This window comes from Neobacillus cucumis, from assembly GCF_023715505.1.
The window spans coordinates 84,159-101,061 of record NZ_JAMBOH010000019.1 but is presented as its reverse complement, the minus strand read 5'-3'; the positions used below and the strand labels follow the sequence as shown (position 1 = coordinate 101,061).

The 16,903-nt window shown below is 38.1% G+C and carries 13 protein-coding genes; all 13 read left to right on the top strand.

The features are described 5' to 3' along the window. Positions 1-268: 268 nt before the first annotated feature. The 13 genes from M3226_RS22210 (at position 269) to gucD (ending at position 16,765) form a co-directional block, all read left to right on the top strand. Positions 269-871, top strand: a complete 603-nt coding sequence (locus tag M3226_RS22210; protein WP_251570758.1) for a polysaccharide deacetylase family protein — start codon at positions 269-271, stop codon at positions 869-871. Between the two features lie 136 nt (positions 872-1,007). After that, positions 1,008-2,759 carry a sensor histidine kinase gene (locus M3226_RS22205; protein WP_251570740.1) on the top strand — a complete coding sequence of 584 codons (1,752 nt, stop codon included), beginning with the start codon at positions 1,008-1,010 and terminating at the stop codon, positions 2,757-2,759. After that, a complete protein-coding gene (locus M3226_RS22200) occupies positions 2,752-3,540 on the top strand; it encodes a response regulator transcription factor (RefSeq protein WP_251570738.1) in 789 nt (262 codons plus the stop codon). Before M3226_RS22205 ends, M3226_RS22200 begins: the two co-directional genes overlap by 8 nt. Positions 3,541-3,649: 109 nt before the next feature. Beyond that, positions 3,650-4,963, top strand: coding sequence for an extracellular solute-binding protein (locus M3226_RS22195; protein WP_251570756.1), 1,314 nt, complete (start codon positions 3,650-3,652; stop codon positions 4,961-4,963). Positions 4,964-5,266: 303 nt separating this feature from the next. Beyond that, positions 5,267-6,565: an extracellular solute-binding protein gene (locus M3226_RS22190; RefSeq protein WP_251570754.1), complete on the top strand. Its 1,299-nt coding sequence runs from the start codon at positions 5,267-5,269 to the stop codon at positions 6,563-6,565. Positions 6,566-6,748: 183 nt separating this feature from the next. After that, positions 6,749-7,624, top strand: coding sequence for a carbohydrate ABC transporter permease (locus M3226_RS22185; RefSeq protein ID WP_215044632.1), 876 nt, complete (start codon positions 6,749-6,751; stop codon positions 7,622-7,624). An 18-nt stretch (positions 7,625-7,642) separates the two neighbouring features. Continuing rightward, on the top strand, positions 7,643-8,539 hold the full coding sequence (locus tag M3226_RS22180; protein WP_251570736.1) for a carbohydrate ABC transporter permease: 897 nt from the start codon (positions 7,643-7,645) through the stop codon (positions 8,537-8,539). A gap of 284 nt (positions 8,540-8,823) precedes the next feature. Continuing rightward, complete coding sequence (locus tag M3226_RS22175) at positions 8,824-9,966, top strand: glycerate kinase family protein (protein WP_251570734.1); 1,143 nt, start codon at positions 8,824-8,826, stop codon at positions 9,964-9,966. Positions 9,967-10,065: 99 nt separating this feature from the next. After that, the gene (locus tag M3226_RS22170) at positions 10,066-11,100 is read left to right on the top strand and encodes a CdaR family transcriptional regulator (RefSeq protein ID WP_251570733.1); all 1,035 of its coding nucleotides are present in this window, start codon (positions 10,066-10,068) and stop codon (positions 11,098-11,100) included. Positions 11,101-11,304: 204 nt separating this feature from the next. Beyond that, positions 11,305-12,687, top strand: a complete 1,383-nt coding sequence (locus tag M3226_RS22165) for an MFS transporter (protein ID WP_251570731.1) — start codon at positions 11,305-11,307, stop codon at positions 12,685-12,687. An 84-nt stretch (positions 12,688-12,771) separates the two neighbouring features. Further along, positions 12,772-14,241, top strand: a complete 1,470-nt coding sequence (locus M3226_RS22160; RefSeq protein ID WP_251570730.1) for a glycoside hydrolase family 5 protein — start codon at positions 12,772-12,774, stop codon at positions 14,239-14,241. Positions 14,242-14,360: 119 nt separating this feature from the next. Then, positions 14,361-15,263 carry a fumarylacetoacetate hydrolase family protein gene (locus M3226_RS22155; RefSeq protein WP_251570729.1) on the top strand — a complete coding sequence of 301 codons (903 nt, stop codon included), beginning with the start codon at positions 14,361-14,363 and terminating at the stop codon, positions 15,261-15,263. 35 nt (positions 15,264-15,298) lie between these two features. Further along, on the top strand, positions 15,299-16,765 hold the full coding sequence (gucD, locus tag M3226_RS22150; RefSeq protein WP_251570728.1) for an alpha-ketoglutaric semialdehyde dehydrogenase GucD: 1,467 nt from the start codon (positions 15,299-15,301) through the stop codon (positions 16,763-16,765). Positions 16,766-16,903 lie beyond the last annotated feature (138 nt).

The window sequence follows — 16,903 nt, the reverse complement described above, 5'->3', positions numbered from 1 at the left end:
TTGCCCTCCAGGCTATCATGCCCGCCCCTCAATGTAAATTCGAAATAGCGTAGTCCACTTACGATAATTATGAGCGTTGCGTAAAATTTCATTGTTGATAATTTTACACAATTTAATGGACTTGACTGAAAAAAGAGTGCTCGGTAGTCAATAGACGTTATTGACGACCGAGCAGGAGAAAAAAGAATGCCAAGGGTAGTCAATAGACCAGTAAACCTCACAAATAATTACTTTCTATAAGGAGTGAATCCACTTGACTGAGCTAACTATGATTACCGAAGTGTCCACCTCACAAAAAGCAGTAGCCATTACCTTTGATGATGGGCCAAACCCTATTTATACCCCGGAAGTGTTAGAAATTTTTGAAAAGGCAGAGGGAAAAGCGACCTTTTTTATGATTGGCGAACAAATGAATGATTATCCTGAGATTGTGAAACTTGCCGCCGAACAAGGACATGAAATCGGCAATCATACCTATTCCCATCCTAAATTATCTGCGTTAACTCCTGCAGAATGTTTAGCTGAAATTGAATCAAATGAGCAAATCATACGGGAATTGACAGGACAATCCCCAGTTGTCTTCCGCCCGCCTTATCTCGCTTACAATCAGGACACGATTTCGATCGTCGAGAGTAAGGGATATTCTATGATTGGTGCCCTTAATTTAGAGGCTCAAGACTGGGAGCAGCCCGGGGTAGAACATATTCTATCAGCCTCAAGAGAGTGTGTGAGGAATGGAAGTATTTTCATTTTCCATGACGGCTATGGAGATCGTTCTCAAACCATACAAGCGGTTAAGATGCTTGTCTCCGAGCTTAAATCCGAAGGTTATCAGCTAGTAACGGTGAGTGAGCTATTGAACTTAGCATAAAGGAAATAATGATAGTAAAAAAAATGGCCAAAATTTACTAAATTTTTCTGGTCCTTTTTTTGCTGTTTGCCCTTATTTTTATACTAAAATAAGTTATGATTATATTAAAAAAGGACTATAAGTAGAAGGTGGCCAAATGCTTTCAAAATTACAAAAATGGAATACAATGAGAAATCAGATTTTAGTCGTCTTTTTAATTGTCATGGCCATTGTTTTATTAATCGTTGGCAGTTTAACTTTTAATCAAGTTTCCAATATGCTGAAAACTAATGGAGAAAAGCAAATTCAGCAAACAGCCATTGAGGCAAATGGAAGATTGGAATCGCTTTATGAACAAGTGAATACAGCCTCAAAACTGGTCATGACAAATGATAAAATTCAAGGGATTTTATCAAAAGCATATTTAGGCAGTAAAGTAAGTTTTGCTGAACTTCAAGAAGCAAAGGGAACCGTTAATACCATTCAAGCTAATACGGAAGGGATTTTCTCGTTCGAGATTTTTACGAAAAGTCAGACCCGCTTGTTACCAAATGATGATTCCAGTTTAGCTGCCCGCATTGGCAAGCGGTGGATCGAGCAGGCAGATGAAGCAAAGGGCCGTTTGGTTTGGATAGGGGAAGACCCTCATAATTCAGATTATATTTTAGCCCTTAGACAAGTGAATCTCATGGGGAATGACTATGGTAAGGGCGGATATCTCCTTGTTAGGATTTATCATAACTATTTTCAATTTGCAAACCAAGACAATAATGATATTACCCAATATTCTATTTTACTAGACAAAGATTTAAAGCCCATTTTGTCAAACTATACTGGTTCACCTGCCCCCATTATAAACAATGAAGAGTCGATTATTTCCCTGGACCATAAGGATTATATGGTTACAAAACAATCTTCGAAAGATACCGAATGGACTCTTATTATTTTAACACCCTTTAAAGCGCTTACTAAAGGGATTAATGTCTTGAGAATGGGGATTATTATTTCAGGAATCATAGGGTTTTTTATCTTTTTTAGCAGTTCATTATTTCTCTCAACCATCATTACAAGACCCATTATTAAACTGACAAAAACGATGCAAAAAGCGAGCGAAGGTTCATTATCCTTGAATCCTTCTGTCCCAACTGTTAATGAAATCAACGAATTGAACATTACCTATAATCAGCTTGTTAAAGAAACCAATCATCTTATAAAAATGGTTTACCAAAAAGAAATCATTCGCAGTCAAAGTGAACTAAAGGCACTGCAGGCACAGATCAATCCGCATTTTCTTTTTAATACATTAGACGCTCTCAGATGGTCACTTGATGATAAAGAAGAAGAGGAACTTGCAGACCTAGTCATTGCGATGTCCAACTTATTTCGTTATACCATCACTAAACAATCTGATAGCGATTGGGTATCCATCAAAGAAGAAATCAAACATATTGAGGATTATCTGGACATTATGAAAATGCGTTTTGGAGACCAATTAAATTGGAAATTGGATATTGCTCGAGAGTGGGTTGATGTAAAGATACCAAAACTTTTAATCCAGCCTTTGGTGGAGAATGCGGTCGTTCATGGGGCTGGGAATACGGTCAAGCCATGTACGGTTACTGTATCGATTCAACCTTCAGCCGATACTCAGTACCTCGAAATACTTGTCCATGATGATGGTCCTGGAATGAATCAGGAAAAGTTAGATGTTGTAAAACGTTCTATGACTGAAGGAGGCGGCCCTTCGATAAAAGGAAATGGAATGGCGATTTCCAATGTTTTTAAACGCCTTCTATTATACTACCATGCTAATTTAAAAAGAGGCCTGACGATTTCAAGTGAAGTAAATAATGGTACAACCATTTCTTTTGAAATACCCGTCAATATGGAGGAGAAGCAAGTTGTATAGACGAACGATCTTAATAGTTGATGATGAACCAAGAACCCGGCAAGGACTTAAGAAGACAATGGATACATGGGCAAAAGGGGAATACCAAATGATCACGGCCGCTAATGGGGAGGAAACAATCGAAATCATGCGTCAGCAAAAGATTGATATCCTATTAACAGATATCCGTATGCCGGAAATGACTGGTTTAGAGCTCCTGAAAATAATAAAAGAGCAAAACATGTCACCTGTTATTATTGTTATTTCTGCCTATTCGGAATTCGAATATGCCCATGAGGCTCTTCGGCTCGGGGTGATTAATTATTTACTAAAACCAATTAGCAAAAAAAATCTTATTGAAGCAGTGGAGGATGCCTTGAAGGCTGTAGAGAAACAAGAACGTGCTGGAATGATTGAAAAAGTTGTAGACACTAAACTTGTTGATGTGAACACCCAAAATCCTTCCAATCGGGTACCAATTCGTGAAGCGCTCGATTATATTAATCATCATCTAAAAAGTGAACTTACCCAAAAGGAAGTTGCAGACCATGTTCATTTAAATCCAAGTTATTTAAGCGTTTTATTTAAGGATCATGTCAAGCTCACTTTCAGTGAATATGTGACTAGAAGAAGAATCCAGCGTGCCAAAGAATTATTAATGTCTACTAATCTTCCGATTGCCGATATTGCGGAGGAATCTGGGTATAAAACGGCTAAATATTTTATTAAGATTTTCAAGGAAATGGAAGGAGAAACACCTAGCGCCTATCGTAAAAACAATAATGAGAGGGCTTTCCAATAATTCCGGCTCCCTTTCCTAAGACCTATTTTGCAACTATATCAATCAAAACAATCAAGACAAACAAGATAATAATAGGTCATGGGAGGAATAACGATTGTTTAATAAGAAAATGATTTCAGTATTGGTATCCTTGGTCATGCTTGCTGCGTTAACGATGGCTGGCTGTTCTGCTTCCGGTTCGTCTGGTGAAGGAAGTGCTTTAAGTACTAATAAGAAAGTGATTAATTTCATGCATATATGGCCGGAAGGCAGTTCGAATGCCCAGTTTTCAATCGTGAAAAATATCATTATGGATTACGAAAAACAACATCCAAATGTAAAAATTGAAACTGAAATTTTAAATTCTGATCAATATAGAGACAAGCTTAAAGTTTTAGCGACAGCGAATGAATTACCTGACATTGGGATGACATGGTCAGATGGGTTTATTAAGCCATACGTAAAAGGTGGCATGTTAGAACCATTAGATGATGTCGTCAATAACGATCCAGCGCTTAAAGATGCCTTCATCCCCGGCGTAAAGGAATCGTATGCTGTTAATGGAAAAACGTTTGGCTTGCCATTAGAATTGAACACTTCATACGTTTTTTACAATAAGGAAATTTTCAAGAAATATAACCTTGAAGTTCCCAAAACCTTTGAAGAGTATAAAAACGTCGTGAAAACATTAGCGAAAAATGGAGAGATCCCTGCTATTGTAGGAGCAAAGGACGGCTGGCCAGCATCCTTCTGGTTTATGTATCTCGCAGACCGTATTGGCGGACCAACTATTTTAACCGATGTTATTCATGGAAAATCAAAAATGGATGACCCTGCTATTTTAAAAGCAGCAGAAGAAGTTCAAAGCTTAGTTGATATGGGCGGTTTTGAAAAAGAAGCAAGTACATTATCATATGAAGATGCCGCAGCGTATTTCATGTATGAAAAAGCGGCCATGTTCCTTACAGGACTTTGGCAATTACCGGCCTTTACAACAAGCCCTGATGTACCACAAGAGTTTAAAAATAAAGTTGGTTACTTCAAATTCCCGCTATACGAAGGCGGTAAAGGGACAGATATTAACAGCTATGTCGGGGGACCCGGCGTAGCGTTATTCATAGCGAAAGATTCCAGCGTTAAGAAAGAAGCAAAAGATTTCGTTGGATACTTTTTAAAAGAATGGGGCAAAAAATCAGTCACAGATGCAGGTGTCATTCCAGCAACAAAAGTGGACACATCCAAACTGAAGCTTTCTCCAATGTACATGGATATCTTAAAGGAATTAAACGAAGCATCTAACGTTACTACCTATTTCGATACTCAAGCAAGCCCAGCTGTATCCGATTTACATCATGAATTAATGACCGCTTTATTTGGAAAACAAGTAACGCCGAATGAGTTTGTTAAACGGCAAGCAGATGCTCTTGCTGAGGAACAAAAGTAAATAACTCAATTTATTACGTTTTATAACCCTAGAAGGAAAAAGATGCAGGAGCTGCGACAGATAAGCCGGGGTTACAAGGGCTTCCAGTTATATTAACTGGAAGTTTTTTAGTGTTTATCGTTATATACATATATGGCATGATTACGAAATGAAAGGGCTTTCTAAAAATAGTGGTATTTTTCCTAATCGTTGTGACCTATTTTCGAAACTATCAGAATGTTAAGCTATAAATGTAAACAAACACACAATAAAAGGTCATAGGGGGAATAACAATTGTTTAAAAAGAAAACGATTTCAGTCTTGATGTCCTTGGTAATGCTTGCTGCCTTAGCACTTGCTGGCTGTTCTTCATCAAGTTCGTCTAGTGAAGAAAGCGCTTCAAACGGTGACAAGAAAGTCATTAAATTTATGCATTTATGGCCAGAAGGCAGTTCAAATGCACAGTTCTCGATTGTAAAAAATATCATTGCTGATTATGAAAAACAGCATAAAGATGTAAAAATTGAAACAGAAATTTTAAGCCCTGATCAATACAGAGACAAGCTTAAAGTTTTAGCTTCATCCAATGAATTACCTGATATTGGTATGACATGGTCAGATGGATTTATCCAGCCATACGTACAAGGTGACATGTTAGAGCCATTAGACGATGTCGTAAATAACGATCCTGATCTTAAAGACGCGTTTATCCCGGGTGTAAAAGAATCGTATGCGGTAAATGGCAAAACTTATGGTTTACCATTAGAATTAAACATTTCATACGTTTTTTATAACAAAGAAATTTTCAAGAAATATAACCTTGAAGTTCCTAAAACATTTGAAGAATATAAAAATGTTGTGAAGACATTAGCGAAAAACGGGGTTACCCCTGCGACTGTAGGCGCTAAAGATGGCTGGCCAGCATCCTTCTGGTTTATGTATCTAGCAGATCGTATTGGCGGACCTACGATTTTAACAGATGTTATTCATGGAAAAGCAAAAATGACTGACCCTGCTATTGTAAAAGCAGGTCAAGAAGTTCAAAACTTAGTAGATATGGGCGGCTTTGAAAAAGGTGCCAGCGCTTTATCAAATGAAGATGCAAAAGGTTACTTTATGAATGAAAAAGCAGCGATGTTCTTAACCGCTACTTGGGAATTGCCAAACTATACGACAAGCCCTGATGTTAAACAAGATTTTAAAGAAAAAATCGGCTACTTTAAATTCCCAACTTATGAAGGCGGTAAAGGTACAGACATTAACAGTTATGTTGGCGGCCCTGGCGTTGGTTTATTCGTAGCGAAGGATTCTAAAGTGAAGAAAGAAGCAAAAGATTTTGTTGGATTCTTAGTGAAAGAATGGGGTAAAAAATCAGTTACTGATGCTGGTGTTATACCTGCAACGAAAGTAGACACATCTAATTTGAAACTGTCTCCAATGTATATTGATATCTTGAAGGATTTGAGTGAAGCATCAAACGTTACGACTTATTTTGATACTCAATCTAGCCCAGCTGTATCTGAATTACACCATGATTTAATGACAGCTCTATTTGGAAAACAAATTACGCCGAAAGACTTTGCTAAACAACAGGCAGATGCTCTTGCTAAAGAACAAAAGTAAGTAAGCGTAATTCATTCTATTAAAGATAGAGGGCATACAAAATATGCCCTCTATCTAATTAAGACTATCTAGCTTCAGCGCTTAGGGGCGACAGGCTTAATTCAATCCTTCAAGAAGGCTCGACTTAAGCCTGTCGCTCCCGACCTAGGCGCTTACGTTTTTAATTAGAAGGGAGTATAGAAAATGAAAAACGTAATGTCAAACAAGTTAGCCATAAGCCTCTACGTACTTCCTGCCTTACTACTTATTCTTATTTTGATTTATATCCCAATAGTTCAAACAGGTTATTATGGTTTAATGGACTGGAACGGCATCGGGAAGATGAAGTTTATAGGTTTAGAGAACTACAAAAATCTAATCCATGACAAAATGTTTTGGCAAAGTACATGGCATTCCTTATTACTCGGTATTTTCTCCACAATCAGCCTGATTGGTTACTTGATTTTATCGTTAATTTTAGCAAGTAAGATTAAGGGAGCTAACTTTTTAAGAAAAATTTACCTAATCCCCATGTTGTTATCTTCTGTTGCAATAGCACAGTTATGGGCGAAGATATTTGACCCGTCTAACGGAATGATCAACAGATTGTTAATGACGTTTGGTGTGGAAAATCCACCGCTTTGGTTAGCGGATTCGAACATCGTTTTATATGCCCTATTTATTCCGATTGTTTGGCAATACGCTGGTTTTTATATCATCATTTTTTATGCTGCTTTAAAAAATGTTCCGGAAGAACTGATTGAAGCGGCGAAAATTGATGGTGCCACTGCTTTTCAAATTGCTTATAAAATTAAAGTTCCTCTGATTGCAGGAGTCATCAAAGTAATGGTCATTTTAGCCATCGTTGGTTCATTAAAGTATTTTGATTTAATTTTCGTCTTGACTGGCGGCGGCCCTAACCATGCGAGTGAGGTTATGGCATCCTATATGTATACAGAAGCATTCACCAAATATAACTTCGGTTACGGAAGTGCCATCGGGTTCGGTTTACTTGTGATCTGTATGCTAATGACCTGGTTAATTCAAAAACTACTATCTACTAAAGATGTGGATTATTAAAAAAGGGGAGTGAATAAGATGAGCAAAGTTGCATATGAAACACAAACACATTCGACCCTATCTGCTTCATATAAAACTAGTAATACGTTTGGGAAAAAAATTGGTTACGGAATTCTCTATTTAATTCTAGGAATGATCGCTATCATCCAGATTTACCCATTGATATGGTTATTCCTTTTTTCCTTAAAAACCAATCAAGAGGTTTTTGGTATGTCCCCATTCTCATTGCCTCAACATCCACAATGGGGTAACTATTTAAAGGCTTGGACTGCTGGACATATTGATGCTTACTTTTTTAATAGTGTGATTTACACCGTTGTAGCTGTCGTACTAACTGTCATTCTAGCTAGCTTTGTCACATTCGCGATTACAAGAATGCAATGGAAGCTTAGCGGGTTAGTTCTAGGCTTGTTTATGGCGGGGTATATGATTCCCCTTCACTCAACATTAATACCATTATTTAATACCTTTAAATCTGTCCATTTAATCGATAATCCTATTTCTGTCATTTTATCTTATGTAGCGTTCAACTTGCCTATCACCATCATGATCTTAAGTGGCTTTTACAAATCCCTTCCACGGGAGGTAGAAGAAGCTGCAGTAATAGATGGCTGTTCGATTCATCGGATCTTTTTTCAAATTACACTGCCAATGACCGTACCAGTACTTTCAACAACGGTAATCATTAACATGATTTATAACTGGAACGAATTCGTCTTTGTTAATACTTTCTTAAGCTCTGATAAATGGAAGACTATCACAGTTGGAGTTAATAACTTTGTAGGACAATATTTAACAGATTGGGGTGCAATTGGTGCAACCTTGATGATCAGTATTATTCCGGTTCTTATTGCTTTCTTTGTTCTTAGTGACAGAATTGTGGAAGGTATTGCAGCGGGTTCTGTTAAAGGATAATAACAAGTTATCAAAAGGGAGCTGATTCAAAAACCAAGGATCAGCCCTATTTTTATTAGAAAAAGATGTGTAGAAACTATATTTAGACATGGAAAATTAAAGTTAAAAAGCCTGCCCTGTTTCTCTTGATCTGCCGGCCTTGAAATAATGTTTTTGTGCAAATGCACAAATATATTTGTTGCATCGACTATACCAAAATAAAAGTAAATAGATTAATATGATTTTAGAAAGCGCTTTACTGGTTTTGGTAAATGTCTATTATAAAAAGGAAAGGGGGCGGAATCATGGACAAAAATTTTGTCATCGTATTAGCACCAGATTCATTTAAAGAAAGTATGACAGCAAAAGAGGCATGTGAAGCAATGGAAAGAGGAATCAAGAAAGTAAATCATCAGATTACGTGCATTCAAGTTCCAATGGCCGATGGCGGAGAAGGCACGATGCAATCGCTGGTTGATGCTACTGGCGGTGAAATATATACGAAAAAAGTTATAGGTCCTTTGGGAAATGAAGTGGAAGCCCCCTATGGGATTTTAGGAGATGGTAAAACTGGAATCATTGAAATGGCTAGTGCAAGTGGACTTCATTTAGTACGAAAAGAAGAAAGGAATCCCCTTGTTACCACCACCTACGGTACAGGTCAATTAATAAAAGCCTGTTTAGATAAGGGGATAAATAAACTATTAATTGGTATCGGCGGAAGTGCTACAAATGATGGCGGAGCAGGGGTAGTACAAGCTTTAGGCGGTAAACTGCTCGATGCAAATGGCGAAGAGCTGGGTTTTGGCGGAGGGGAGTTAGGCCGCTTGGCAAGAATTGATCTGACCCATTTTGATCCGCGGATAAAGGATATTAGCCTTGAAGTTGCCTGTGACGTTAATAACCCGCTTTGTGGAGAACAAGGGGCAACCGTTGTATTTGGACCACAAAAAGGTGCGACACCAGAAGTGGTTGAACTATTAGACAAAAATTTAATGAATTACGCAAATATTATTAAAGCACAATTTAATATAAACCTCCTGGATGTACCTGGAGCTGGTGCAGCAGGCGGCTTGGGTGCTGGACTCATGGTGTTCTTAAATGGAACTTTAAAAAAAGGTATTGATATGGTTATCGAATATTCGTCACTGGAAGAGAAAGTTAAGGATGCAGACATGGTCTGGACTGGTGAAGGCAGTATAGACTTCCAAACTAAATTTGGAAAAACTCCTTTTGGGGTGGCTTCACTTGCTAAGAAATATCATAAGCCAGTGGTGGCATTCGCTGGTAAAGTCGGTGGAAATATCGATTCCTTGTACGAGAAGATTGATTCTATTTTTAGCATTATGCAAGGAGTTAGTTCACTAGAGGAAGCATTAGCAAATGGTCAGCAAAACCTGAAAAGAGCCTCTGAAAGTGCGATAAGATTAATGAATTTGGCGAGGTAAATGTGATCAACTAGGCCATAAAATGAGTTCTGCCCTATTTATTAAATAGTTTAGCAGGTTTAAACTAATAATGAATAGCTGGTAAGAAAAGGTGATGTCATGAAACTATCAAAGCCAATAGCTGAAAAGGTCACAAAGGAAATGATGAAGATCATACCCTACAATATTAATCTAATGGATGAAAAAGGGGTGATTATTGGGAGTGGAGATAAACAACGGATAGGATCATTGCATAAGGGGGCATCAAAGGTCATTGCCCAAAAGAGCATCATTGAAATTTATACCGAAGGTGACGGGATGAAGCCTGGCGTCAATGAGCCTATTGTTATTAACGGTGAGATTATTGGGGTAATTGGGATTACAGGGCTTCCTGATGAAGTAAGGCCCTTTAGTAAGCTTGTTGGGGCAACCGCAAGACTTCTAATCGAACAGGAAAACATAAATAAGAAAGCACAGAATGACAGAATCAAGCGTGAGACATTTTATCACGAATTATCCTATCGAAAAACAAGCTATGATGATGAATTTTTACAACAGGGAAAAATGTATGGTATTGACCTAACAAAAAAATGTCAAGCCATATTAATTAAAGGAAAATTACATTCAAAAGGCATGAAGGCATTTTTTGATGGGTTTAGGCACTTTTTCACCGTTGACAATAGCAAGAGGGTCCTGTTTCTGACAGAACCTAGCAGCTTTAAGGAAGTAGTAACCGATTTATTAGTAAATAAGGATATAGAAAAAGTAGCAATCGGTGAAAAGGAGGAATTTGCCGCCATTACGCTGGAACAGGCTGCCAATGCATTGTCAGTTGGGGTGAAAATAAAACCCTCAGAAAAGGTCTATTTTTATAATGATTTAAAGTTATTTATACATCTCGCCTCCGATCACAGAGATCATCATAATTCTATCTTATCGGTCCTAGAAAGTTTAGGAAACGATCAGGAGTTGTTCCATACATTGCAAGTATACTTGGAGGAAAATGGTGATATTAACAATACAGCTAAAAAACTGAAAATTCACAGAAATACATTGAATTATAGGTTAGAAAAAATAGGGAACTTAACAAACAAGAATCCCAAAGTAATCCTAGAATTATTTGAATTAATATGTTCAATTATTTGGTATAAGTGAATAAGGGAAGGATTGGGAAACTCTAGCTATTCTAATGTTAAACTGCCGATAAGATTTTTATCTTAAAGAGGAGAGAAAAGGGAGGTGAAGGATTCTTTATTATCACTTTGTTTGTGCGACAGACAAACGAAGTTGTCTAACTTTGGAGAAGACCAGTGTTCCTGCTTCATTATTATATGATTGATTACCAAAAGGAGGATAAGGATGAATACAAATCTTGCTGAAAAAATAGCAGTAATACCAACTGGAAGAATTAAAATGAAGGAAAAAATTGGATATGCCACTGGGGATTTAGCTTGTAACTTCATTTATCAAACCGTAAGTAGTTATCTATTATTCTTCTATACTGATGTATTTGGAATTTCGGCCGCAGCGGCCGGGTTTATGTTTCTGATTGTTCGTATGATTGATGCAGTAGCTGATCCGCTGATTGGAACATTTGTTGATAAAACAAATACTAAATACGGAAGATTTCGTCCATACCTTTTATATGGTGCCTTTCCATTTGCAGGCGTAGCGATTCTTTGTTTTACCACTCCTGCGTTTTCTGATCCTATGAAACTAGTGTATGCCTATATTACTTATATTCTGTTATCGATCACCTATTCAGTAGTTAACATTCCTTATGCCGCGCTTACTTCAGCCATTACTCAAGATAACAAAGAGGTTGTAAGTTTAACTTCCGTTAGAATGTTATTTTCAAATACTGGTGGCTTAATTGTTTCTTTTGGAGTACCGCTTTTAGCCGGACTTTTTACAAATGCAACTGGAAAAACAAGTACTGGATGGCAAATTACCATGTCAATCATGGGAGTTTTAGGCGCACTTCTATTAATTTACAGTTTCATGAATACAAAAGAACGAGTACAAATTAATCACTCCAAAGAAGCAAAAGTTAATTTTAAAGATATCTTTCTTCAATTAAAGGCCAATCGTCCGCTAGTCATTGTATGCTTTTTCTTTATTCTTAATTTCGGTGTTAACTCCATCGTCAACTCTGTTGGAATTTATTATGTCACTTATAACGTTGCAAGACCGGATTTAGTCAAGTGGTATGGTTTAATGGGAACGCTTCCTGCACTCATCCTTATGCCATTAATGCCATTGATGTATAAATGGATGGGTAAGAAAAAGTTACTATTTACAGCTTTAACTTTGAAGGCAATCGGCTTAATCGCTTTATTTGTTATTCCAGCATCCATGGTTCCGCTTGTATTTGCAGGGCGTTTAGTTGCGGCATTAGGTACCATCACGGCAGGTGCCTTTACTTGGGCATTAATTCCTGAAACAATTGATTATGGTGAATACAAGACTGGTAAACGTGCAAGCGGTGTCATATATGCATTAGTCGGATTCTTCTTTAAGTTTGGTATGGCTATCGGAGGAATTGTCCCAGGTTTGATCTTGGCCAACTTCGGTTATGTTGCCAATCAAGCCCAAACGGCAACCGCATTAAATGGTATTTTGGTTACAATGACAGCCATTCCGGCAGTATTTGTTCTTATCGAGCTTGTCGCCATATACTTCTACAACTTGGATGAAAAAGAACATAAAAGAGTTCTAGCTGAATTAAAAGCGAGAGGATAAGAAAATCGCAAAAATATAGAATAGTTTGTTTTTACAATACGGAGAATTGGACACTTGTTCAACATTGAAAGGAAGGAAATAAAGATGGAATTGCTTCAGGTAAGAAATAATAAAATTACGGATTCAACTGGAAATCCAATTCAACTTCGAGGAACTTGTATTGGCGGCTGGATGAATATGGAGGACTTTATTAATGGCTATACAGGGACGGAACATGCCCTCCGTCACACGGTTTCCGAAGTCATTGGAAAGGAAAAAGCAGAATTTTTATTCGACCGGCTGCTGCACTATTTCTTTGGTGAAGATGATATTAAGTTTATTAAGAGCTGGGGAGCAACCACCATTCGAATTCCTTTAAATTATCGACATTTTGAGGATGATGAGGCACCTTTTACTTACAAAGAATCGGGATTTAACCGCCTGGACAAAATCATTGATCTTTGTGAAAAGCACGGACTTTACGTTATTCTTGATCTTCACGCCGTGCAGGGGTTCCAAAACACCCACTGGCATTCAGATAATGATGTGCGGCATAGCTTTTTCTGGCATGACAAAACGTATCAAGACAGGTTTATCGCTCTGTGGGAAGAGTTTGCCCGCCGTTATAAAGGGCGAGGTGTTATTGCAGGATATAACGTCATGAATGAACCATGTGTGAATACCCCGCACGGCGATTTTCCACACACATTCTTTGGCAATTATAAACCAGATTGGGAAAGGATGAATCGGATTTATAAACGGGTCGTTGAAGCCATCCGCAATATTGATCCTGACCACATCATTTTCCTTGAAGGGGATAACTATTCCAAGCTGTTTGCCGGTTTAGAAGCTCCATTTGCAAAAAATCTGGTCTACAGCAGTCATAACTATACAGCGGCTGGATTTGGACCAGGACAGTACCCGGGAGTGGCAGATGCAAAAACGGCCCGCGTAGAGAGTGGCAAGTATTGGGATAAATCTGTCCAAGAGGAAGTATTTTATAACCATGAAGGTACTAAGTTTGCAGAGAAATATGATGTACCTCTTTGGGTGGGTGAGTTTGGCTCCGTCTATAATGGTCCAGAGCAGGAGATCCCGGATCGTTTAAGTGCCATGGATGATCAAATTCATATTTTTGAAGAATTTGGCGCTCATTGGACAACTTGGACGTATAAGGATGTTGGCGTTATGGGGTTAGTGACACTTGACCCGGAATCAGAGTATATGAAGAAGATTTCTTCCATTTTAAAAATGAAACTTGCATTAAATACGGACGATTGGATGATTTGGCTGCCTGGGTTTGAAGCAAGAAAATCAGTCGAGAAGTTAGCTAGCCATTTGGAAGAGGTGGTTAATCCTGAACTGTCTCACAGTTTTAATCTTTCCAGCCTTTCACAAGCCATTTTTACCATTTATGCGGGAGCACTGATCCAGCCCGAGTATGCGAAGATTTTTAAAGATTTATCCGAAGAAGAAATTGACCTTATTATGCAGTCGTTTGCCTTTAAGAACTGTAAAATTAACGAAGGTCTGCTAAATATATTGAAAAAACATACAAACGAACAAGTTCAGTGAAGAAATATGCCGAAAAATCGGTTATTTTTCAAGAACCCCTTATTCTGAATAATGGAGTTTTTATATAAATACATTATAGAACTCAGTTTTATAATGTAAAACTAATTAGAGGTGATTGGATGCGTATTATACGATTCTTGGAAGAAAACGGTTTATCGAAATTAGCTGCCATTACCGATGAGAATTTACTTTACGAATTGCCATTTGAAAACATCCTTGAACTAAGGCAGGAAGCACAACAAAGAAAAGTATCGATGGTTGAAATCATTCAGCAAGCTATCCAAGATACCTTGCCTAAGAAGGAAGGGGTAGAACAGCTTAAATTACTCGTACCAATAGAAGCACAAGAAGTTTGGGCTGCTGGGGTCACTTATCTTAGAAGCAGGGAAGAACGAAACTATGAAGCTACCGGTGGGAAACATGTTGAGCCAACCATTTATGATAAAGTTTATGAGGCAAAAAGGCCAGAGATTTTCTTTAAATCTACTAAAGAAAGAACAAGAGGAACAGGCGAATCCCTCTGTTTAAGAACTGATTCAAGCTGGCAGGTTCCCGAACCTGAATTAGCCCTTGTCTTAGATGAGAATGGGCAAATTTTTGGGTTCACAATTGGAAATGATTTGAGCTGCCGGGACATTGAGGGAGAAAATCCACTCTACTTACCTCAAGCTAAAATATGGAAAAATTCATGCTCGATTGGTCCTGCTATTCGTTTGGCAGAAACAGTTGAAGATTTTTATAGCTTTCAGATTACCTGTCGTATCTATCGAAATCAGGAAAAAGTATTTGAAGAAACAGCGAGTACCCGTGAGTTGCGAAGAACATATGAAGAACTATGCTCCTATCTAGTAAAAGATAATATTGTGTTTAATGGGACTGTACTTTTAACAGGAACAAGCATTGTTCCCCCAGAAAATTATACTTTACAAGACGGTGATCTTATTGAAATAGAAATTCCGGGTATAGGTACATTGGTTAATCCGGTAAAAAAACAAGCAGTAAAAATAGTTGAAACAATTTAGTTAATAAAAGTATGAAAAGAAGGGAAAGGGTAGCTATGACAGTTCAAACGGAAGTAAAAACGTATGGGAATTTTATAGGTGGAGAATGGATTTCATCATCTACCAATTTGGTTGAAAGGAGTTATAGTCCGGCACACCGCAATGAAATAGTTGGGTACTATCAAAGTTCATCTACAAGTGATGTAGATAAAGCTGTTGCTGCTGCTCAAAATGCAACAGCAACATGGCGGAATTTATCTGGTGCCCAAAGAGGAGACTTACTTTTTAAAATTGCTGATATTATGGAGAAGCACCTGGATGAAATTGCTGAAACACTTACAAGAGAAATGGGAAAAACCTTTCCAGAAGCAAAGGGAGAAACTTTACGTGGTATAGCTATTCTAAGGTATTATGCTGGGGAAGGCTTACGGAAAACCGGTGATGTCATTCCAGCATCCGATAGCAAGGCGTTAATGTATACAACCCGTGTTCCCTTAGGTGTTGTGGGAATTATTACACCATGGAATTTCCCTGTTGCCATCCCTCTATGGAAAATGGCACCGGCTTTAATCTATGGAAATACAGTTGTGATTAAGCCTGCACAGGAGGCTTCCGTCACATGTGCTAAAATAATCGAATGTATGGAGCAGGCTGGCTTGCCTGCAGGGGTAGTCAATATGGTGACGGGGAAAGGTTCAGTAGTTGGTACTCGCATCATTGATCATCCTCAAATAAACGGAATCTCCTTTACAGGTTCCAATTCTACCGGTAAAAGAGTGGCATTTGGGGCCATTGAACGGGGCGCAAAATATCAATTGGAAATGGGCGGAAAAAATCCAATTATCATTGCAGATGATGCCGACCTTGAGGAGGCAGTGGAAGCGACTATAAGCGGAGGACTAAGATCCACGGGTCAAAAATGTACCGCAACTAGCCGAGTCATTGTACAAGAAGGAATATATGAAGAATTCAAAAAAAGATTAGTTGATAGAACAAGAGAATTAAAGGTTGGCGATGGCCTTGAGGAAGGGACCTGGATGGGACCATGTGTGAATGAATCACAGTTAAACACTGTACTATCCTATATTGAAAAAGGAAAAGAAGAAGGCGCAACCGTTCTAGTTGGGGGTAACAGGCCATCAGCAATTGAACTGCAGGATGGGTATTTTGTAGAGCCGACCATTTTTGATGATGTTAAATCAGACATGACCATTGGTCAAGAAGAAATTTTTGGTCCGGTGTTAGCCTTAATAAAAGTTAAAACCATTGAGGAAGCAATCGAATTGGCAAATGACATTCCATATGGCTTATGTGCATCAATATTCACGAAAAACATTGGGAAGGCATTTCAATTTATCGAGGCAAGTGAGGCAGGGCTTGTCCGAGTAAATTATGAAACAGCAGGAGTTGAATTACAAGCACCATTTGGCGGTATGAAAGCATCCAGTTCCGGTGCACGAGAACAAGGAACTGCTGCAATTGAGTTTTACACCTCCATCAAAACGGTATTCGTTAAGCCTTAATGAAAAAAGAAAATTAGTTAATGAAAGGGGACTGTACATAGGTGGAGAGTATCCATAATGTATGGTTTCCTTTTATAAATCTATAGATTTATAGAAAACGATTTTAGTGTTTAAATGAAAATTGAAGTGGAGCAGGAG

Bases quoted from the DNA above. Each gene is read 5' to 3' on its own strand.
- M3226_RS22190 (WP_251570754.1), top strand. From the start codon at position 5,267: ATGTCCTTGGTAATGCTTGCTGCCTTAGCACTTGCTGGCTGTTCTTCA.
- M3226_RS22170 (WP_251570733.1), top strand. From the start codon at position 10,066: ATGAAACTATCAAAGCCAATAGCTGAAAAGGTCACAAAGGAAATGATG.
- gucD (WP_251570728.1), top strand. From the start codon at position 15,299: ATGACAGTTCAAACGGAAGTAAAAACGTATGGGAATTTTATAGGTGGA.
- M3226_RS22155 (WP_251570729.1), top strand. From the start codon at position 14,361: ATGCGTATTATACGATTCTTGGAAGAAAACGGTTTATCGAAATTAGCT.
- M3226_RS22160 (WP_251570730.1), top strand. From the start codon at position 12,772: ATGGAATTGCTTCAGGTAAGAAATAATAAAATTACGGATTCAACTGGA.
- M3226_RS22180 (WP_251570736.1), top strand. From the start codon at position 7,643: ATGAGCAAAGTTGCATATGAAACACAAACACATTCGACCCTATCTGCT.
- M3226_RS22175 (WP_251570734.1), top strand. From the start codon at position 8,824: ATGGACAAAAATTTTGTCATCGTATTAGCACCAGATTCATTTAAAGAA.
- M3226_RS22185 (WP_215044632.1), top strand. From the start codon at position 6,749: ATGAAAAACGTAATGTCAAACAAGTTAGCCATAAGCCTCTACGTACTT.
- M3226_RS22210 (WP_251570758.1), top strand. From the start codon at position 269: ATGATTACCGAAGTGTCCACCTCACAAAAAGCAGTAGCCATTACCTTT.
- M3226_RS22195 (WP_251570756.1), top strand. From the start codon at position 3,650: ATGATTTCAGTATTGGTATCCTTGGTCATGCTTGCTGCGTTAACGATG.
- M3226_RS22165 (WP_251570731.1), top strand. From the start codon at position 11,305: ATGAATACAAATCTTGCTGAAAAAATAGCAGTAATACCAACTGGAAGA.
- M3226_RS22205 (WP_251570740.1), top strand. From the start codon at position 1,008: ATGCTTTCAAAATTACAAAAATGGAATACAATGAGAAATCAGATTTTA.